We start from the raw sequence: 19,489 nt of genomic DNA on the forward strand, positions 1-19,489 counted from the left end.
GGACATCGGCGGCCCATCCGGACAGCAGCGGTCAGTCCGGACAGCGAACCGTCCGGACCAGGTCGGGCAGGTGGCGACGGTAGCGGATCAACAATGCGACCGCCACGACGACGTACGTGACGGCGATCAGATAGCGAACGGTCGGCGTGGGTACGGCGAACTGGACGGCGAACAGGCCGAAGAGCAGTGCCGCCTCGATCCGGGAGATCCGCAGATCCGCCAGTACCGCGACCCCGAGCACGGTCTGCGCCGCGGTGAGCAGGAGTTCCTCGACCTGGCGGGCGTCCAGGGGCAGGCCGGCAAGCTCACCGCCACCGAGCAGAAACGCCACCGGCAGGCAGGCGATGAGCAGGGTCCACTGGTTGAGTTTGGCGGCCAGCAGGGCACCCAGTCCGTCGTCGGCGCGTCCGCGCAGTGCGAAGGCGACCGCGACGATCACCTCGGGCGCCTCGGAGGCGACCGGTGCCAACCACTGGACCAGCAGGAACTCGTCGATACCGAGGGACGCCCCGGCCTCGACGAGGGAATCTCCGAAGGGTTCGGCAGCGGCAAGGATGATCACGGCTGCCCCGACAAAGAGCGCACCGGCGGTGATCCGTCGCCGAAGGGCCGGTTGGTCGGCGAGGGTGGCCGCCACCCCGACCAACTCCTCCTCGTTCTGCTCCGCCCGGCTGATGCGCCACAGATAGACCAGGTACAGCCCGCCGAGGACGAGGGTGTCGTACCAGGCCAGCCGCCGGGTCAACGGGATGACCACCGCGTACACCGTCGCCACGGCCAGGAAGAGGATCTCGATCCGGCGGTGGGGCTGCAGTCGTACGGAGTTGCGGTCCCCGGGTCGCCCGCGCCGCCGTACCGCCCAGATGGCGAAGACGACCAGCAGTGGCCAGGCCACCCCGATGAGCAGCCGGTTGGCCCCGGTCATGTTCGCCGTGGCGTAGGCGGCGTAGTCCGGGTGCGACCCGGCCGCGTAGGCGAAGTAGATGTCGATCGCGTACTCGGGCAGGACCGCCACCAGCGCCAGCAGCGCCAACGCGAGGCTCCCGGAGACGTCCACCCGAACCACCTCGGCGGCCCACATCAGCAGGGCGACCGCCGCCAGCACCGCCACGCCGAAGACCACCATCGCCGCCACCGGCGGCAGCTTCACCCCGGTTGCCCGTACGACGACCGCCGGCAACGCGGCCACGACCGCCACGGCGACCCGTACGGCCGCAGCCCAGCCAGGGATCGTGACGTCGAGTTCCACCCGCATCGTCACCACCCCCGTCCCCTCTGAGGGTGCCCGACGGACCTGGCGGCAGTGGCGAAACCGGAGATCTCTACGACCGCTGCCTGACCGCCCCGTCGGGACGGCCAGGCATGCGATCAGCCCTGGTCAGCTTGCTCGGCTGGCCCGGGTCGGGCGCCAACTATCCCAGGGCGGGCTGCTCGGCGATGCCGAACTGCACGGCTCCCTGGGCGTCGACCGTGGCGTCCAGGGCCTTGTCGTCGAGCAACTGTGCAGCATCGGCGTCAAGGAAGATCCGCGCACCGGAATTGGCTACCACCTGGTCCCCCAGGGCGGGTTGCTCGGCCAACGCGAGCGTCAGCGAACCGGCGGTCGGATCGGTTGCGATACGCAGCCCCGCTTCCTCCGGTACCGCCTGCTGAGCGGTCAGGTCACGGATCACGAGCACGGCGTTCTCAGTCAAGGTGAGCATGAAACTCCTCGTGGATTCTCGTAGCGGTCACCCGGCACAGGCTGATCAGGCCCGATTGCGAGCACACGTGGGAGGGCTCAGACGTACGGCTGGAGCGTTCTCTGTCGAATGGATGGGCAGGTCAACGGCCGTCCTGCCCTACGTTGCCCGCTCTTGCCCGATTCGTCAAATCGACCGGCGCCGGCGCCGGGGCGGGTCACCCGGCACTTTCCTGATCAGATCCGCTGCACACGATCGACGCCGACCACTTGCCCATCCGTACCGTCGGTGTTGTGATCAATACCGTCCAGTGACGACGGATGACGGATGACGGAGGCACCATGGGGAGACTCGACGGGCAGGGCGCGATCGTCACCGGTGGTTCCCGTGGCATCGGCCGGGCGATCGTGTTACGCCTGGTAGCGGACGGCGCAACGGTCGTGTTCACGTACCAGCAGGACGAAGCCGCGGCCAAACAGGTGGCCGAGGAGACCGACGGACGGGCCGTCCCGGTCCGGGTCGACCTCGGCGTGATGGCGGACGTGGCCGCCCTGTTCGAGGCGGCCGACCAACACCTCGACGCGTTGGACATCCTGGTCAACAACGCCGGTACGGCGGTGGCCACGCTGATCGCCGACGTGACCGAGTCGGACTACGACCGTCTCATGGCGGTCAACGCCAAGGGCGTGTTCTTCACGATCCAGCACGCGATCCGGCGGATGCGCGACGGTGGACGGATCGTGAGCATCTCCAGCGCCAACACGGTGATGGCGGGTCCCGGGGTCGCGGTCTACGCGGCCAGCAAGGCCGCGGTGGAACAGTTCACCCGGGTAGCTGCCAGGGAACTCGGCAGTCGCGGTATCACGGTCAACTCGGTGTCCCCCGGTGCGACCGACACCGACCTGCTACGTGGCACCAACAGTCCGGAGGGGTTGCAGAGGGCCGAGCAGATGACCCCGCTGGGCCGGCTCGGGCAGCCGGCGGACGTCGCCGACGTGGTCGCCTTCCTCCTCGGGCCGGACGGGCGGTGGATGACCGGCCAGAACCTCGTGGCGGCGGGGGGTCTGATCTGACCGGCCCAACACCATGATCGACTGGCCGGACATCACTCACCGGAACGGTGTCCGGTCAGTTTCAGCAGCCCACCCAGGTCCGGTTCTTCTTGTTGCCCCAGGAGCAGGAGTCGACCGTGCCGCCCTTGGCATTACGCAGGTAGGCCGTGTCACCGGTGTTGTTCCAGATGTAGTTGCCGCTGTTCCAGTAGAGGTCACGGCCGGCGTTGCGGCCGGATCCGGTGTGCAGCCAGAGTCGCCCGCCGTTGCCGGCGATCGTGACGTTTCCGAACCGGTACACCTTGCCCGCCTTGTCGCGGATCGTGTAGCCGTTCAGGTTCACCGACGCCCTACCGCTGTTGATCAGCGAGATCCACTCCGCGTTGCGGCTGGCGTTGCTCCGGGTGTCCTTACCAGGCGAGTCGTACTGCGCGCCATGGAACCGCAGGCTCGGGGTTGCGGCGTTCGCGGGCGATCCCGCCACCAGCACTCCACCGAGACCGAACAGCACCGCAGCCAGCATGCCGACAGTTTTCCGCACGTTGCCTCCAGGCGATTGCGATCGGAACCGATCGTGGATGAGGCGACGACCACCGGAGCAGGCCGGTGATCGTCCACGTCGGATTCTGCGGACCCGCCGATCAATCCACCGGGACACCACGTCACCGTGTCAGTCGCATTCGGTCACCGGTCAGTAACGCCATCGCCCCGCTCGGCCGCACCTGCCCGGATGATCAGCCAGGCCGGTCGACCCGTACGCCGATCGATCGCCCTCGGTCATCGACCGGCCGCTCCCCTCTTCGCCGGGTAGCCGTCAGCTGACGCGGCACAGGGGCCGGGGTGCTCGTGACGTAGTCCGCAGCGGCGCTGATCAGGCAACGTGACGCCACAGAAGACCTGGTGACGCACCATCAGCCTGTCCTTTTCGGACAGCGTCGCCGCGTTGAAGTCGATGACCGCGACATGCGACAGGGCGTCACGGAGGCGCTCGATCAGGGCGGTCGCTTCGTCGAGCGAGGTCAGCTTCGTGGGCAGATGCAGGACCCACCGGGGTGCGGTCAAGGGGGACCTCCAAGCGCGTGGACCAGCCGTCCTCGGGGCGAACGGCATGACAACTGACGGAAAGCTACCGGACCATCGACGGAGGGCGACGGACACGTTGTGCTAGCGGCGAGTCGCCGCATTTCGCCCACCAGCCAACCGGGGCACGGCCATCCTGCGGCCATCCTGCGGTAACGCCGCCGGCAGCCCAGGCTCCCGGGTCCGGCAGCGCACTCACCACACCGGACGCAGCGGAGGCAGTTGGTCGCCGGCCAGTTCCCGGATCAGCCGGGCCAGGTCCCCCCTCAGTCCCGCGAGGTTCGCGTCACCGAGCTGACCAGCCAACTCAGCCTCCAACCCGTGCAACACCCGACCGGCCACCTCGAGATGGTCGTGCGCCCTGTCGGTCAGTACGACCAGCCGACGCCGGCCGCCACCGGGATGCGGCTGCCGGCTCACGTACCCGCGCTCCTCCAGGTCGTCGACGATCTGTCCGGCGGCCTGCTTGGTGACGCCCAGCCGCTGGGCCAGTTCGGTGCTGGTGATACCCGGTCCGCGCAGCGCCTGGAACGCCAGCCCGTGCACCGGCCGCAGGTCCGGATAGCCCGCCTCGGCCACCCGGCGGTTGAACTCGCCGAGGACGAGCTGGAAGCCCAGTCCGAGCAGGAAGGTCAGCTCGGTCCGCTCAAGTGGATCGTCGGTCGGCACGCCCCATCTTGACACATGCAAGTCAAGCAGCTTTACTCATCAGCCAAGTAAAGCCACTTGACTCAGGAGTCGCCATGTTCGTGATCGACGAGACCGAAGCGCGTACGACCAGGACCCCCAGCGGTGTGATGACCGCCCTCGCCGGCCCCAGCCAGGGCAGCACCGAGCTGAGCACCTGGCGGGTACGGATGGAAGCCGACGCGGAGGGACCGGTGCACACGATCGACCGGGAACAGGTCTGGATGCCGCTGACCGGATCGTTGGCGTTCACCGTGGACGGCGTGGCGGCCACGGCCTCCGCCGGTCAGGCCGCCGTCCTGCCGGCCGGTGTCGTACGTCAGGTCCGGGTTGCCGAAGGGCCGGCGGAGGCGCTGGTCTGCATGTCCATCGGCGGCCAGGCCCGGGTGCCCGGCAACGACGAGCCCCGCCCGCTCCCCTGGGCCCAATAGTCGGCGTCCAGGTCAGGACGTGTCCCGGCGACCACACTCCGCCCGGTGGCCGGGACGGTCAACCGTCGTGCCGGGCGGTAGACTGCGCGGGCACCTTCGACCGCACCGACGGCCGCCAGGTACGCCCGTTGGCATAGACGATGCGGAACCCGAGGTACGACGCCAGCGGCGCCCAGTGTGCCGACCCCATCCGCATCTCGGCAGCGTTGAGCCGCTGCCCGTTGGCCAGCACGTCGAGCAACACGGTCTCGAAGGCCGCCGACTCGACCCAGTCGACCTCCCGGCTGAACCCACAGATGAGCGCGGCTCCGGTCTCCGCCAGAAAGTCCTGCAACCGGGCATCGGAAGCCCGGAGCACGGAGCAGCTGCCGAAATACAGGAGCTTGCCCTCGCACCGGCCGGACATCTGCGCCGCGACATCATCGAGATCCACCGAGTGCCAGTCGGTCAGGCAGAGCTTGCTGGGTTCACCGTGCATCGCGAAGAAGCCGACCCGGTAGTCGGCGTACCGGCGCAACAGCCAGCGGTTGAGGAAATAGAACAGTTCGTCGGGGGTGGCCGCGTCCTTGCAGATGAAGCGGATGCGCCCGAGCCGCTCAAGCAACTCCAGGGTCGGCAGCACCGACCCGCGCTCGTTGAGGTCGCGGTGCCACTGACCCTCGACGCAGAACACTCCGCCTCGCGCCACCGTCGACCTCCCCGTGCGCGGTCTTCCCCGTACGTGGACCAGCAAGGTGACGATACCGCTGTGACTGGTGGGGCGGATGGTGCTGGTGTGCAGCAGCGGAACAACGGTTTCCGGCGTCCGTCAGCGCGGCCGGTGGAGCGCTCCCTAGCCTGAAAGTTGCAGGTCAACCGGCTACAAGCGAAAAACAGCAGCACCACCGATCGGCGGCCGAGATGGCAGACGGGGCCAGGAGAACGGGAAACCGGAACGAGCGATCCAGGCAGTGGGACGAGCGGACGCCCCACCGGCTCAGGAGAGACACGCGTGCCGCCCCCTCGCCACTGCCGATGCCCCGGGTCTGGTTCTGGCGGCTACTGGCGCTGGCCACAACCGCAATCGTCCTCGTCGCCCTGTACCGGGAGGGCAGTGCGACCGGGGAGTGGTGGCGGGGGAGCCCGGCCGTCGCGATCCTCGACGGCCTCGACGCCCTGCTCGTCCGCAACGGCCTCGCACCGTGGAAACGCTTCGGCTTCCTGCTGCTCGGCATCGTGTGCTTCCTCTGCTGGCGACACTGGCAGATGGCCCGACTGGCCTACCTGCCCGGACCGGTGGACGTACACCAGTTCACCAACGCCACCCCGGACGAGAAAGCGCCGGTCGACGACGTGAAGAGCCGACTGTGCCGGCACCTGTCGGAGACACACATCTACCCGCCGTACGCCGGCCCGGCGGATCCGCCGCCAAAGGGCTTCCTGGACGTCGCGGAGAAGATGGACACCAGAACGACGAATCCCGTTCTGCTGGCGCTCCAGGCGCTGCCCCGGCTGTGGCCCCGCACCGGCTACCTGGTCACCGGGTCACTCCAGATACGCCAGCAGGAACCGAGGTACGGGATATCGGCCACGGTCACCTCCTTCCTGGGCGGCGGGCGCAGCGCCATGACCACCCAGTGGGGCCGGAGCTGGGACGAGGCGACCTGCAAGACCGCCTACTGGATCCTCGCGACGGTCCTGCCGGTGACCCGGCTGGCAAAGATCGCACCATGGCGGAAGTGGCTGGGCCGGGAACTGCCGGCCGACCTCTTCGAGGCGTACAACGAGGGAAAGAAGGCACAGGACAACCGGCAGCTCGACGCGGCGCTGTGGAGCTACGCCCGGGCCCTGCGCAGCGACCCGTTCAACGCCGACCTGCGGTTGATGGTGGCCAGCGTCCAGGAGGACCTGGGACTCTTCCTGGACGCGCTGGACACCTACCAGGGTGCGCTGGCGATCGGAGAACTGACCGGGCGGTACTCCGATCACCTCTGGAGCACCCGTCGCCGCCGCCTGACCCACCCCTGGCGGTATCTGCTCGGCATCCTCGGCTACGTGGTCCGGCGACGCGAGTCGATCAAGCTCCGTTACCAGTACGCCTGCACACTGGCCTACTCGGAGCGTACGGTCGAGCACTGGTTCGAGGAGGACGCGGTCGGCGAACGGGAGAAGGTCCACCGGCAGATGCGGGAACGGCTACGGGAGGCGTTCGTCGACCGGTACTGGCCCGCCGCCCTGGCCTTCGCCGAGCAGGCCGACGAGCAGTCGGCCAAGGACTGGTTCCGCCGGATCCTCCAGGAGTCCCCGGCGGCCACCCGGGTCGTCCTCCAGATCGCCGCAGCCCAGGAGATCTACCGGCTCCGGGAGGACATCGTCCTCGCCCGGTTGGTGCCGGGTACGCAGTCGGCCGCCACCCGGACGGTGCTACGGGTCGCCCGGGACGTCTGGACCCCGCTGCGCCTGTCGAAGGCGCTGCACGAGTGGCGTGAGCAGGGTTGGCAACCGGCCCGGCTGGACGGTGCCGGGGTGCCCACGCCGGTATTCGACCGCTCGGGGTCACTGCGCCACTGGTGGGGGCGGACCGCCCGGCGTCGGGCGCAGGCGATCACGGTAAGTTGGCCGCCCTCCGTCGAACTCCTCGATCGGGCGATCAGCCGGGCACAGCGACGGTGGCTACGTTGGCCGCACCTGAGTTCCTACGACTACTACACCGCAGCCTGCACCTACGGTTTCGCCCTGTACGGCTATCCGCCGGACAGTCCGGGCGTCGAGCAGCTTGCCTGCAAGGCGGTCGCACAACTGCGTGCCTCGCTGGCCTGCACCGAGAGCGGGGTCGCCGCCCGGCTACGGGCCTGGATCGTGAGCAGCGATCCGGATCTGGCACCGTTACGGCACCAGCCGGAGTTCTGGCACTTCGAACGGGACGAGTACCCCAGTCTCAAGCTCTTCTTCCCCCGCCCGGACAAGGTGATCAACCTTCGCATGTCCGCGTACGTCAAGGAACTCATCTGCGAGGGAGCGAGCCTGCTGGAACAGACCTGGCACCACCGTGGCCTGCAGTCCGGAGAGGTCGACATCCACCGGTTCCTGGACTGGCTGAGCCTGGACCTGCAGACCTGGGAGACGCTCGAACGCATCGCCCGGGACCGGGCCCGGTACTGGCGGGACCGGGCGGACTTCATCCACCTGGTCCGGGACGCCGTCGATCCGGCCCGGGTGGCCGCAGCCGGGTTCCCGCCAGCGGTGCCGGGCTTCGACGACGTGGTCATGGCCGGCTCCGAAGACTTCGACTGGGCTGACCTGCGTTCCCCGGACCTGATCGAGGAACTGGTCCAGCAACGCATCGACCGGGTCGATCGGACGATCTCGGCGATGGAGACCACGTTCGCCAGGCGTGGCTGCGATGCCAGCCTCCGGGACAGCAACCGGCTGTGTGGCCGGGAGATGCGCGACGGGCGGCTACGGGAGGGGCTCTCCCGCGAGATCTGCAACGGCCATTCGGCCCGCTGGCGGGGCGTCATGGAGCACATGGCCAAATCCGGTCTCTCCGTGACGGCCAACGAGCCGGCCGACATCCAGCAGCGCCCCTGACAACGAGCCGGCCGACAGCCAGCGGCGCCGCGAACGATGATCCGGCCGACAGCGGCGCCGCTGAGCGGAGCGGCTACTTCGCCCAGACGGCGATGAAGTTGGCCGTGCCGCCGACGTCGTACCCGGCGATCCCCCTGGTCCGGTAGCCCGCCCTGGTGTGGGTGGCCTGCTGGCTGGCCAGGGTCGAGGCGGTCAGATTGTGCCGGGCCTGGAAGGGGGTGGAGGCGGTCGAGGCGAACATCGCGACGAAGCGCACCGACCCGTTGACCGTGTACGCGTTCACGTACGCCAGCCCCAGGCCCTTGCCGGTCATCTCGTTGAACAACGTCTGGTAGCTGGCCGGGGTGAGTTCGGCCCGGACCACCCAGGACCTGCCGAGGCTGCGCTTGAGCAGCAGACCGGTGAAGAAGGTCTTGCCACCGACCGTCACCCCGGAGATCTGGGCCGGCAGGTACCCCTCCTTCACCTTGCTGTCCACGATCGACTGCAGTTCGGCGGCGGAACGGTGACTGAACGCGTAGTACGCCGGACCCGTGCTCTTCTCCCAAATGGCGGCGTAACGGACCTGGTCACCACGTAGGTAGCTCTCCACGAAGATCAGCCGGTATCCCTGGCCCTTGAGGGTGTCGAAGCGGGTCTGGTAGCCGCTGGCGCTCATCTCGGTGTACTCGTACCAGGCAGCGCCCGGGTCCGGACGGAAGCCCACGTTGAAGTACGTCCGACCGGCCACGTCGTAGCCGTCCACCCAGACCGGGCGGTACTTCGCCGCCACCGCCTGCTTGAACAACGCGTGGTACCGGTCCACCGGAACCGCCGTACGGACCACCTCCGCGACACCGGTCGGGAACGGCTCGACGGCGGCGTCCCCACCCGTCGGGGCGGTGGTGGCCCCTGCGCCGTCCGGTGTCGGGGTCGCCCCGTCGAGGTCGGTGTCCAGGGTGCCCGTACCGCTGCCGGTGCCCAGTCCACTCGTGTCCGCCGCGGCGCTCGGGCTCGCCTCGCCCGACCTCCCGGCCGACTCGTTTCCAGCATCGCGACAGCCCACGACAGTCGACAGTGTCACGGTCGCCAGGACCAGCACACTCAGGACACGCTTCACGTGGCTCCTCCCCCAGACAGCCAAGATCGGCATATTACCGCTGCGTCAGCATCGGCTACCGGTCGCGCCCGTCACAGCCGGGTACGGTGCAGCCATTCCAGGATCGAATGGTTGGCCTCCCAGCCGTCGGGAAACTTGACCGGGACGTTGAGATGGACCGGTTCGGTGGACGGGTGGGCGTCGAGCAGCTCGGCGATCCCCGCCCTGGCCACCACGATGCAGGCGTGCCGGTGCCGGCTCGTCAACACGCAGAGGCGACCGGACTCCAGGTGGAAGGCGGTGGCGTCGCGCCGGCCGGAGAGCGGATGCAGCACGATGGTCACGTCGTACTCCCGCCCCTGGAGGCGGTTCGCAGTATCCACGGTGATCTCCGTACCCGCCGGGCCGAGCTGGGAGCGGATCACCGCAACCTGGTCGCGGTGCGCGGCCCCGATGGCGATCCGGTCGGCGGTGACCGGCGCTCCGCCCGGCGTACGCTCCGAGAAGGCCACCGCACCCCGACGCAGCACCCGCAGCGCCAGCGCGGCACAGGCCGTCGCCGCCTCGGCGTCGGTACGGGGAACGTGTCGGGCGGGCAGCTCATGGAGTCCCCAGCCGGACCGTGCCGCCAACTCCACGGTGTCGTCCAGCGCGTCACCGGGGCCGGGCTCGGTCAGGGTGAGCACCCGGTCGGACTCGACGGTGCCGGCGCGGAACCCGGTGAACGGATAGAACGCCGCTGCCACCACCGACGCTGCCGACTCCGGCAGCCGCCACGACACCGGCAGCCGGTGCACCGGCAACTCGGGGTTGTGTCGCAGCAGCACCGCCACCGCGCTCTGCATCGGATCCCAGGTCAGACCGATCCAGCGGGCGGTCTCGACCGTCGAGAACGGGTCCAGCTGTCCGGGATCACCGACGAACAACGCCCGCTCGAACCTGCCGGCCACGCGCAGCAGGGCGTCCGAGCGCATCTGGTACGCCTCGTCCACGATCGCCCACGGCCAGGAACCGTCCGACAGGGTCGCCCACTTGGCGGCCGTACCGATGATGACCGCAGGACCGCCCAGGTCCGCGACCTTGGCACCGACCCGGACGCTCCCGTGTTCCCTGACCCGCTGCGAGGGTACGTAGTCGGTGGCCGACAGTCGGCCGATACGCAGTTCGGGCGCGGCCAGCGCCAGCCGGTCGATCAGGTCGTCGACCTGCTCGTTGGTCTGGGCGATGATGATCAGCGGCTCACCGGCCGACGCCAACTCGACCGCCGCGCGTACGACCAGGGTCGACTTTCCCGCCCCGGGTGGCGAGTCGACCACCACCCCACGGTGCGCGCCCGATCGCAGGTCGGCCAGGACTGCCGTGATCACCCGCTCAGCCTCGGCCGCGGGCGGCAGTTGCAGCTTGGTGAACACCCTCGTACCGGTCCTCCCTGATTGGTTCCCGCACCCTACCGCTCGACACCGACCGGAGCGGTTGGTCAGGTTTTACGGAGCGGTTCGACGGGATCCACGGAGCAAACTCCCGTCAACTGCCGACGAGCAACGTGACCGCGATCGCGATCATGACGAGCGCGATCACCACATCCAGGACACGCCAGGCCAGCGGGTTGGCGAAGACCGGCCGGAGCAGGCGGGCCCCGTAGCCGAGTGCACTGAACCAGAGGCAGCTGCCGACGGCGGCACCGGCCGCGAAGAACCAACGTCCCGGGTCGCCCTGGGCGTTGGCGATCGACCCGAGCAGCAGCACCGTATCGAGGTACACGTGCGGGTTCAGCCAGGTCAGGGCCAGGCAGGTCAGTAGGACGGCACGAAACGACGTACGGTTGCCGGTCGGGTCGGTGGAGATCCGCTCATTCGAGAAGGCACGTCTGGCCGCCAGCAGGCCGTAGACCACGAGGAACGCGGCACCCGCGTACCGGATGATGTCGAGAACTACCGGTACCCGTCCGACGATCGTCCCGATGCCGCTGACCCCGGCCAGGATGAGCACCGCGTCCGAGGCCGCGCAGACCAGCACGACCGCACCTACGTACTCGCGCCGGAGGCCCTGGCGGAGCACGAAGGCGTTCTGCGCGCCGATCGCCACGATGAGTGACAGTCCGGAGCCGAGCCCGGTCAGTGCCGCGATGAGCGATGGCATGGCGTCCACCGAGCGACCGTAGGGGCATCGCCCGATTCGGGGCAAGCTCATGATCGCGAAGTTCTGTCGGCCCCGGCTGGCATGGTCCCGTTAGAAATGGGTTTCTCGGCTACAACCCGATCGGGGATAGTCGCCTCGTCCGTGCACAGTTGGGATCTGCCGTTGACCGACATCACCGCCGAGACCACCCCCGGTTGGCTGCGGGGCCCCCTGCGACCGTTCCGTCGGGGCCAGTACCGGTTGCTGGCCAGCGCGGTGACGATGTCGCTGTTCGCCTCCGGGGTGTGGATGATCGCCCTCGTCTGGCAGATCATCGCGTTGGGCGGCGGTCCCACCGAACTGTCGTTCGTTGCTGCAGCCGCCGCTGGCGGCACGTTGATCACCAGCCTGCTGGGCGGGGTGTTGGCCGACCGGATCCCGCAGCGTCGGATCCTGCTGGCCGTCGCCGGTGCCCGTACCGTTGCCGTCGGTGTGGTGGCGTTCCTGGCGGTGGTGGGTTGGCTCGACCTCCTACCGCTCGTGGCCATGTCGCTGCTGATCGGGCTCGGAAACGGCTTCACCTATCCGGCCTACTCCGCGCTGCTGCCCGCCATCCTCCCGCCCGAGGACCTGATGGCAGCCAACGGCGTCGAGGGGATGCTGCGGCCGACCATCCTGCAGGCGGCGGGCCCCGCAGTGGCCAGCACGATCATCGCAGCCTCCTCCCCCGGGGCTGCCCTGGTGGCGGTGTTCCTGCTCGAGGCGGTCGGTGTCGCCTTCCTGTTGGTGCTGCGACCGGTGCCGCTCCGGCGGGACCGCAGCGCCGAACCCGAGCATCCGGTCCGGGCCACGCTGATCGACCTGCGGGACGGTTTCGTCTACATGGTGCGCACACCCTGGCTGCTGGCCACGCTGCTGTTCGCCTCGGTGGTGATCCTGCTCATCATGGGCCCGATCGAGGTGCTGATCCCGTTCGTGGTCAAGGACCAGGCCGGCGGTGGTCCCGGTCAGCACGCCATGGTGATGGCGGCGTACGGCGTAGGTGGTGCCATCGGATCGTTGGGCATGGCCGCGTTCCGGATGCCACGACGCTATCTGACGATCATGAACTTGTTCTGGGGTGTGGGCTGCCTACCGCTGGCAGTGGTCGGTTTCGCCACGAACGTCTGGCTGATCGCGGTCGCAGTCTTCGTGCTCGGAATCTGCTTCTCCGCCCCCATGGTCATCTGGGGCACGCTGCTGCAACGCCGGGTGCCACCGCACATGCTCGGCCGGGTCTCCAGCCTGGACTTCTTCGTCTCACTCGTGTTCATGCCGCTGTCCATGGCGCTGGTGGGTCCGGTCAGCGCCGGCATCGGACTCGGTACGACGTTCTTCGTCGCCGGCCTGTTGCCCACGGCGTTCGCCGTACTGGCGATCGTCCTGGCGAGAATGCGTCGGGACGAGTTGGAGAACCCACTCGACATCAAGCCGGAGAAAACGGAAGAGTCATCCCCTCTGGCGTCGGCCACCAGCCCGTGACAGGCCGACGGATCGAACGCGCCGCATCGTGCCCCGAACCATCGGGATCGTCGACTACCGGTTAGCTTTCCCGGGTGACGGATCTGCCACCGGGCATCTACGAACATCTGATCACCGACGACCTCGCCGACCGGCTCCGATCCATTGATCCGGGCCTGGTCCAGCGGATCGGCCTCGACCCGGCGGACGCCGACGAGGTGCTCACCCGACACATCGCTGGACTGGTCCGCCGCGCGATCCGGGCGGTCCCCAACTCCGACCGGAACCGGCTGGCCCGGCAGGTCGAGGTCGCGAACCAGATCGCTGCGGCAATCGAACACCTCGACCCGCAGGCCGCCCGGGTCACCGACCGGGTGGCCGGTTCGCACGACCTGTTGGCGGCGATCGCCGACCGTCCCACGACAACGAACGTGGTTGCCTTTCCGGTACGTCCCACCACCCCGCTCGCCACCGGGGCGTTGCTCGTCAACGGCCGGAACCAGCCGCGCATCGGGCACGAGGTCAGCCACGAGATGGCCTCCGCGGACGAGGTCGACCTGCTCTGCGCGTTCATCAAATGGCACGGTCTGCGTCTGCTGGAACGGCCGATCCGGGAACTGATCGATCGGGGCGGCCAACTCCGGGTCATCACCACCACCTACCTGGGCGCGACCGACCAGCGGGCCCTGGACCGGCTCGTCGAACTGGGTGCCCAGGTCAAGGTGTCGTACGAGACCCGGACCACCCGACTGCACGCCAAGGCCTGGCTGTTCCGTCGCGCCAACGGGGTGAGTACGGCGTACGTGGGCTCGTCCAACCTGTCGAAGGCAGCGCTGGTGGACGGGCTGGAATGGAACGTACGGCTGGCCAGCCTGGAGCAGCCGCAGGTGGTGGACACCTTCGAGGCGACCTTCACCGACTACTGGGACGATCCTGCGTTTGAGACGTACGAGCCGGAACGGGACGCGCTACGTCTGCGGTGGGCGCTGGGGGCGCAACGGTCGGGTGGCGGAGTCGATCCGCTCGGGATCGAGGTCACCAGCCTCGATGTACGACCGTACGGTTATCAGCGCGAGATTCTCGACGACCTCGCCGCCGAGCGGGCGGTGCACGGTCGGCACCGGAACCTGGTGGTGATGGCGACCGGCACCGGTAAGACGGTGGTGGCCGCCCTCGACTATCACCGCCTGCGCCAGGCCGGCACCGTCGATTCACTGCTCTTCGTGGCGCATCAGGAGCAGATCCTGCGGCAGAGCCGATCGATCTTCCGGCATGTGGTGCGTGACGGTAGTTTCGGGGAGACCCTGGTCGGCGGCGACCGGCCGGCCCGGTGGCGGCACGTCTTCGCCAGTATCCAGTCGCTTCAGCGGTTGGAACTGAGGCCGGACCAGTTCGACATGGTGATCGTTGACGAGTTCCACCATGCCGAGGCCCCCACCTACCAGCGGCTGCTCAACCGGCTCGAACCGAAGATCCTGCTCGGGCTGACCGCCACCCCGGACCGCTCCGACGGCGGGGACGTCCGTCGCTGGTTCGATGGTCGTACGGCGGTCGAACTTCACCTGTGGGAAGCCCTGGACCGACAGTTGCTGGCACCGTTCCAGTATTTCGGTCTGCATGACGACGTCGACCTGTCCCGGCTGCACTGGAAACGTGGCCAGGGCTACGACAGCACCGAACTGGACCAGCTCTACACCGGTAACGACGCCCGGGCCCGGCTGGTGCTCCAGGCCGTGCGGGACAAGGTGGACGTCGGCCGGATGCGGGCGCTGGCCTTCTGTGTGAGCATCGGGCACGCCGAGTTCATGGCCGACTGGTTCACCCGGACCGGGGTGCCCGCCCGGGCTGTGACCTCCCGGCTCGACGTGGCTGGACGGCACGAGGCCATCGCCGCGTTCCGGGACGACAAGGTACGGGTGCTCTGCACGGTCGACCTGTTCAACGAGGGCATCGACCTGCCCATGGTGGACACCATCCTGCTGCTACGGCCCACCGAGAGCGCGACGATCTTCCTGCAACAGCTCGGCCGGGGACTGCGCCTGGACGACGACAAGGCCTGCCTCACCGTGCTCGACTTCATCGGCGGCCAGCATGCCAACTTCCGGTTCGACCTGCGCTGGCGGGCACTGACCGGGACCAGCCGTAGGGCACTGGAACAGGTGGTCGCGGACGATTTCCCGACCCTGCCCAGTGGCTGTCACATCGAACTGGACCGGGTCGCCAAGGAGATCGTGCTGGCCAACCTGAGGTCGGCCCTGCCCACCTCGAGGAACGGGCTGGTCAACGAGGCGCGTCAGCTCGGTGACGTCTCCCTCGGTGAGTTCCTGCGGGAGACCGGCGTGGAAATCGAGGACATCTATCGCCGGAGATCCCTCGGTGGCTGGGCTGGCCTGCGACGTACCGCCGGGCTGGACAGCACCCCCGCCGGTCCCGACGACGCCACCCTCAGTGCCGCCTTCGGTCGGCTGCTGCACCTGGACGACCCGGACCGGCTCGATCTGTTGGCCCGGGTCGCGGCCGGGGAACGCCCGGCAGACGGCCGACTGTTGCACATGCTGCACTTCATGCTCTGGGGTCCGTCGACGCCACTGGCCGAACTGGATGATCGACTGGACCGGCTCTGGGCCGACCCGGCCCGCTGCGCGGAACTACGTCAGATCGCCGGGGTGCTGCGTACCCGGATCCACCGGGTCAGTACACCGGTCAGCTCGAAGAGCGTGCCGCTGCGGATACACGCGCGATACAGCAAGAACGAGGCATGTGCGGCCTTCGGCATGACCAATCCGGGGGCGCTGCGGGAGGGCGTCAAGTGGATCGAAGCCGAGCGGGCGGACATCTTCTTCGTCACACTGGTCAAGTCGGACCGCCACTACTCCCCCACCACCAGGTACCAGGACCGGGCGCTGACCGCCGAGCTGTTCCAATGGGAGTCGCAGAGCACCACCTCGTCCGGCTCACCGACCGGGCGGCGCTACGTCGAGCACGCACACCGGGGTTCGACCGTGCACCTGTTCATCCGAGAAACCAAGATCGCCGAGGGGGATCTCGGGGTGCCGCCGTACCTCTACGCCGGGCCGATGACGTACGAGCGGCACACCGGCGACCGCCCGATGCGGATCATCTGGCGGCTCGACCGGCCGCTGCCCGCCGACGTACTGCAGGTGGCCCGGGTGATCGCCGCCTGACCAACCATCGACCAGGCAGGGCTACGACTGCCGACGGTGAGCGCGGCGCTGCGCTGAACGCTCCGCACCGGAGTGGAACAATCACCACGTCGCGCTGACCGATCGCGGGGAGAGACGTCATGGACTTCGACCTTCTCATGACGGACCATCCGGCGTGGCGACCAGTGTCGACAGGCGTCCGCCGGCTCCTCGTCGACGACCGGGGATCCCACTGGCTGGCCGAGTCCGACGAGCGCCATCAGTTGACCATGACCCCGCCCGCTGGCGCGGTTCCTCCTCCCACCCCCGGCTTCTACTCAGCACCTCCGTCACAGGTTTCCGCCCGCTCTCCGCTCACGGCTCCACTTCGTACGCTCGGCGTGGTGGCCCGGTTCGCCAACCCGAGCCTGTGGGATGCGCTGGCCACCGCGATCGTCCGGCAGGTCATCCGGGCGGCCCAGGCACGCAGGCTCTACCGCGAGTTCTGCGACGCGTACGGGCCACGAGTCGCACTATTCGGAGACAAAGACATCAACGCTTTTCCATCACCCGAACATCTGTTAGCTCTGAGTGATGCCGACTTCACCATCAGTGGCATGGGTTTCAAGTGTCGTCCGCTGCGCCACGCCGCACGGGCCTTCCTCACACATGGCTCGACGTGGTGTCAGCTCACACCATCAGTCCTGGTCAAGGAGCTACAGACGGTCAAGGGCATCGGTCCCTGGAGCGCCGGCGCGGCAGTCGCGGACTGGAGCAACGACTGGTCGCTCTACCCATACGGAGACCTCGCGGTCCGCACCTGGGCCGGACACATCGCCCCGGAGTACCCGTGGCCGGACGACGAAGCGGCCTTCGCCCGAGCCTGGCAACGGCTGACCGGTGACCACCTCGGGACGTACACCCTGCTCACCCTCGCCTGGGGGACCCGTCACAGCGGCGCCATCTGAGTCGTACATCCTCGGCGCTGATCCACTGCGCTCACTCGATCTCCTACTCGTAAACGCCCCGCTCAGGGACTACAGTCGGCGTCCGCGAACCAACGACTTCACGTTGCCGGTGCTCGGCATGGGCTACATCGCGACCTATGCCGCCGCAAACGGCTTCAACGTCGGCGTGCTGGATGGCGAGGCATTGGGGCTGACTGTAAGCCAAATTCAACAGACCATAAATCGGTCAGCGCCTCGGTGGGCTGGATTCAACCTACTCGCTCCCACATACGAACTCAGCGCCACGATCGCGAGCGGCCTTGATCCCAGTATCGAAATAATGGTCGGTGGCCACCAAGCCAAGGCGATGCCACACGCAATAATCGACGATCCGCGGTTCGATCGGCTTGCAGCGCTTGTCGTCGGCGAGGGCGAGAGCCGAGTGGTAGAGCTACTTAAAGATCGGAGCAGCCGCAGTCAATTACCCGGCGTAATGTGGCGTGACCGGCTTCTCAACTCACCCGTCACCGGCGGAATACCGGGTACAAAACATCATCTCGCCCCGGACATCAACGCCCTGCCCTTCGTCGACCGCCGCTTCTTTGCTGCGGACCCGTACCCAACCGCCAACGGCGTACTGGAATCTGCGATGGTCGGAGCCCGCGGCTGTCCGTACGACTGCACGTTCTGCGGCGCGGCCGTAAGCGCCAACCCCGACATCACGATTCGGACTCGGGACCCGATCAACCTCGTCGCCGAGATGGACGAGGTGAACCAGCGATTCGGCGTGACCGCCTTCCGTTTCGTCGACGATCTCTTCCTCGGCTACGAACGGTTCATCCGCCAGTGCATGGCGGTCTTCTCGGACAATGACATCGGCGAACGGTACCGATGGGATGCGACCGGCAGGATCAACATCCTGGCACGAGCCGACGAGAAGCTGATCGCTACGCTTGTTCAGAATGGCTGCCGGGAGATAGCACTTGGCGTGGAGTCGGGCAGCGAGCGGGTGTTGCGACACATCGGGAAGCGGATCACTCCGGAACTGACCAGACGGGTAGTCAGACGGCTGACCCAGCATGGAATCAACATCAAGGGGTATTTCATCCTGGGGTTGCCCACCGAGACCCGCGATGAACTCGACATGACCGTACGACACATCCAGGAGTTGTGGGCCATCGCAGATGCAAATCCGGGGTCATTCCGAGCCAGCGTCTTCGAGTTCCGCCCCTATCCCGGCACCCCCGAGTGGAATCGACTGATGATGACCGGCCGCTACGACCATCGGCAGCTATTGGACTACAGCGCGGTCGACCTGACCACAGACGGCCTGGACGAAGCATTACGAGAGCGCGATGAATTCAACTTTTCGGTCAATATTCAATTCGGCGAGGCCGAACTGGCCTATGTACGACACAAGCTCGTCGAGGTGGCCCGTCAACAACACGATCGGCGGTGAGGTAATGAAGGCAGTGGGCCGCTTCATCGTGCTGGACGGCCCCAGCGGAGTAGGAAAGACTACCGTAGCCTCGCGACTGTGTGCCCGGCTACGCGACGGGGGATGGGCCGTCCATCCGACCAAGGAACCAAGCCGGACCAAACTCGGCGACCTGGCCCGCCATGGCACCGACGAATACCGGGGCCTCACCCTGGCCTGTATGGTCACCGCAGACCGGTATTACCACCTGGAAGCAGAGGTACGCCCTGCGGTAGCCGCCGGCAAGGTCGTGGTAAGTGACCGTTACCTGGCGACCTCATTGGTCCTACAGCGACTCGACGGCGTCAGTCCCGAATTCATCTGGACGATCAACAGGTATGCCGACCGGCCCGATCTCGTCATCATCCTCACCGGTGACCCCATCCGGTCCCGCGACCGAGCGGCGGTTCGGGGCATCCACAGCCGGTTCCATCGGGGCGGTGTCGAGGCTGGCCACATCGAAAACGAACTGTACGGCCAAGTAGCCAATGAACTCACCGCAGCGGCCTGGCCGGTTCACCGACACGATGTGTCGGATCAGACACCGGATGAGGTGGTATCGGCGCTCTGGCCACAGGTACTACCACTGCTTCCCTAGTGTCGCGTGATTGAGATCTCTTTACCTGTTGGGAGTGTGGTCAGGGAGCCTGCCGCGGAGGCTGTCGAGCTGCCCCGCCTGTGCGCCCGTTGCGGCGTCGACCCAAGCGGACACCTCCTCGGCCAC

At 67.7% G+C, this 19,489-nt stretch carries 17 protein-coding genes; 8 read left to right on the forward strand and 9 right to left on the reverse strand.

The window, feature by feature from the left end; all coding sequences use genetic code 11:
• Positions 1-31: 31 nt before the first annotated feature.
• On the reverse strand, positions 32-1,255 hold the full coding sequence (locus ACFQ4H_RS07790) for a sodium:proton exchanger (RefSeq protein WP_377568581.1): 1,224 nt from the start codon (positions 1,253-1,255) through the stop codon (positions 32-34).
• A 157-nt stretch (positions 1,256-1,412) separates the two neighbouring features.
• Positions 1,413-1,703: a HesB/IscA family protein gene (locus tag ACFQ4H_RS07795; RefSeq protein ID WP_377568584.1), complete on the reverse strand. Its 291-nt coding sequence runs from the start codon at positions 1,701-1,703 to the stop codon at positions 1,413-1,415.
• Between the two features lie 299 nt (positions 1,704-2,002).
• Here ACFQ4H_RS07795 and ACFQ4H_RS07800 point away from each other — a divergent pair, with 299 nt between their 5' ends.
• A complete protein-coding gene (locus tag ACFQ4H_RS07800) occupies positions 2,003-2,755 on the forward strand; it encodes an SDR family oxidoreductase (protein ID WP_377568587.1) in 753 nt (250 codons plus the stop codon).
• A gap of 61 nt (positions 2,756-2,816) precedes the next feature.
• On the opposite strand, the gene ACFQ4H_RS07805 is transcribed toward ACFQ4H_RS07800, so the two are convergent.
• The 3 genes from ACFQ4H_RS07805 to ACFQ4H_RS07815 form a co-directional block, all read right to left on the reverse strand.
• Positions 2,817-3,275, reverse strand: a complete 459-nt coding sequence (locus ACFQ4H_RS07805; protein WP_377568589.1) for a lamin tail domain-containing protein — start codon at positions 3,273-3,275, stop codon at positions 2,817-2,819.
• 236 nt (positions 3,276-3,511) lie between these two features.
• Positions 3,512-3,796: a hypothetical protein gene (locus ACFQ4H_RS07810; RefSeq protein ID WP_377568592.1), complete on the reverse strand. Its 285-nt coding sequence runs from the start codon at positions 3,794-3,796 to the stop codon at positions 3,512-3,514.
• A 213-nt stretch (positions 3,797-4,009) separates the two neighbouring features.
• A complete protein-coding gene (locus ACFQ4H_RS07815; protein ID WP_377568595.1) occupies positions 4,010-4,483 on the reverse strand; it encodes a MarR family winged helix-turn-helix transcriptional regulator in 474 nt (157 codons plus the stop codon).
• Positions 4,484-4,557: 74 nt separating this feature from the next.
• Here ACFQ4H_RS07815 and ACFQ4H_RS07820 point away from each other — a divergent pair, with 74 nt between their 5' ends.
• A complete protein-coding gene (locus ACFQ4H_RS07820) occupies positions 4,558-4,932 on the forward strand; it encodes a cupin domain-containing protein (protein ID WP_377568598.1) in 375 nt (124 codons plus the stop codon).
• Positions 4,933-4,990: 58 nt separating this feature from the next.
• Here the strand turns inward: ACFQ4H_RS07820 and ACFQ4H_RS07825 are convergent, their stop codons facing one another.
• Positions 4,991-5,620, reverse strand: a complete 630-nt coding sequence (locus tag ACFQ4H_RS07825) for a DUF6642 family protein (protein ID WP_377568601.1) — start codon at positions 5,618-5,620, stop codon at positions 4,991-4,993.
• 326 nt (positions 5,621-5,946) lie between these two features.
• Between ACFQ4H_RS07825 and ACFQ4H_RS07830 the strand changes: the two genes are divergently transcribed.
• Positions 5,947-8,502 carry a tetratricopeptide repeat protein gene (locus ACFQ4H_RS07830; RefSeq protein WP_377568603.1) on the forward strand — a complete coding sequence of 852 codons (2,556 nt, stop codon included), beginning with the start codon at positions 5,947-5,949 and terminating at the stop codon, positions 8,500-8,502.
• Positions 8,503-8,575: 73 nt separating this feature from the next.
• On the opposite strand, the gene ACFQ4H_RS07835 is transcribed toward ACFQ4H_RS07830, so the two are convergent.
• From ACFQ4H_RS07835 to ACFQ4H_RS07845, 3 genes are all read right to left on the reverse strand, one after another.
• Positions 8,576-9,601 carry a hypothetical protein gene (locus ACFQ4H_RS07835; RefSeq protein WP_377568606.1) on the reverse strand — a complete coding sequence of 342 codons (1,026 nt, stop codon included), beginning with the start codon at positions 9,599-9,601 and terminating at the stop codon, positions 8,576-8,578.
• Positions 9,602-9,672: 71 nt separating this feature from the next.
• The gene (locus ACFQ4H_RS07840) at positions 9,673-10,992 is read right to left on the reverse strand and encodes an AAA domain-containing protein (protein WP_377568608.1); all 1,320 of its coding nucleotides are present in this window, start codon (positions 10,990-10,992) and stop codon (positions 9,673-9,675) included.
• 112 nt (positions 10,993-11,104) lie between these two features.
• Positions 11,105-11,719 (reverse strand): LysE/ArgO family amino acid transporter, encoded by a 615-nt coding sequence (locus ACFQ4H_RS07845; protein ID WP_377568645.1) that lies wholly within the window; start codon positions 11,717-11,719, stop codon positions 11,105-11,107.
• Between the two features lie 162 nt (positions 11,720-11,881).
• On the opposite strand from ACFQ4H_RS07845, the gene ACFQ4H_RS07850 reads away from it, so the two are divergent.
• The 5 genes from ACFQ4H_RS07850 (at position 11,882) to tmk (ending at position 19,363) form a co-directional block, all read left to right on the forward strand.
• Positions 11,882-13,219, forward strand: a complete 1,338-nt coding sequence (locus tag ACFQ4H_RS07850; protein ID WP_377568611.1) for an MFS transporter — start codon at positions 11,882-11,884, stop codon at positions 13,217-13,219.
• A 74-nt stretch (positions 13,220-13,293) separates the two neighbouring features.
• Positions 13,294-16,383, forward strand: a complete 3,090-nt coding sequence (locus ACFQ4H_RS07855; RefSeq protein ID WP_377568613.1) for a DUF3427 domain-containing protein — start codon at positions 13,294-13,296, stop codon at positions 16,381-16,383.
• Between the two features lie 119 nt (positions 16,384-16,502).
• Entirely contained in the window at positions 16,503-17,309 is an 807-nt protein-coding gene (locus ACFQ4H_RS07860) for a DNA glycosylase family protein (RefSeq protein ID WP_377568616.1), read from the forward strand.
• Complete coding sequence (locus ACFQ4H_RS07865) at positions 17,242-18,747, forward strand: B12-binding domain-containing radical SAM protein (RefSeq protein ID WP_377568619.1); 1,506 nt, start codon at positions 17,242-17,244, stop codon at positions 18,745-18,747. Before ACFQ4H_RS07860 ends, ACFQ4H_RS07865 begins: the two co-directional genes overlap by 68 nt.
• Positions 18,748-18,751: 4 nt before the next feature.
• Positions 18,752-19,363, forward strand: a complete 612-nt coding sequence (gene tmk, locus ACFQ4H_RS07870; RefSeq protein WP_377568622.1) for a dTMP kinase — start codon at positions 18,752-18,754, stop codon at positions 19,361-19,363.
• The last annotated feature ends 126 nt before the right edge of the window (positions 19,364-19,489 follow it).

The sequence above is a fragment of the Micromonospora sonneratiae genome (genome assembly GCF_042679305.1).
Taxonomy (GTDB): Bacteria; Actinomycetota; Actinomycetes; order Mycobacteriales; family Micromonosporaceae; genus Micromonospora_H; species Micromonospora_H sonneratiae.

What these genes read in the sequence shown, in the direction of transcription:
- tmk (WP_377568622.1), top strand. Translation starts at nt 18,752, where the DNA reads ATGAAGGCAGTGGGCCGCTTCATCGTGCTGGACGGCCCCAGCGGAGTA.
- ACFQ4H_RS07830 (WP_377568603.1), top strand. Translation starts at nt 5,947, where the DNA reads ATGCCCCGGGTCTGGTTCTGGCGGCTACTGGCGCTGGCCACAACCGCA.
- ACFQ4H_RS07795 (WP_377568584.1), bottom strand. Translation starts at nt 1,703, where the DNA reads ATGCTCACCTTGACTGAGAACGCCGTGCTCGTGATCCGTGACCTGACC.
- ACFQ4H_RS07845 (WP_377568645.1), bottom strand. Translation starts at nt 11,719, where the DNA reads ATGCCATCGCTCATCGCGGCACTGACCGGGCTCGGCTCCGGACTGTCA.
- ACFQ4H_RS07800 (WP_377568587.1), top strand. Translation starts at nt 2,003, where the DNA reads ATGACGGATGACGGAGGCACCATGGGGAGACTCGACGGGCAGGGCGCG.
- ACFQ4H_RS07790 (WP_377568581.1), bottom strand. Translation starts at nt 1,255, where the DNA reads ATGCGGGTGGAACTCGACGTCACGATCCCTGGCTGGGCTGCGGCCGTA.
- ACFQ4H_RS07860 (WP_377568616.1), top strand. Translation starts at nt 16,503, where the DNA reads ATGGACTTCGACCTTCTCATGACGGACCATCCGGCGTGGCGACCAGTG.
- ACFQ4H_RS07820 (WP_377568598.1), top strand. Translation starts at nt 4,558, where the DNA reads ATGTTCGTGATCGACGAGACCGAAGCGCGTACGACCAGGACCCCCAGC.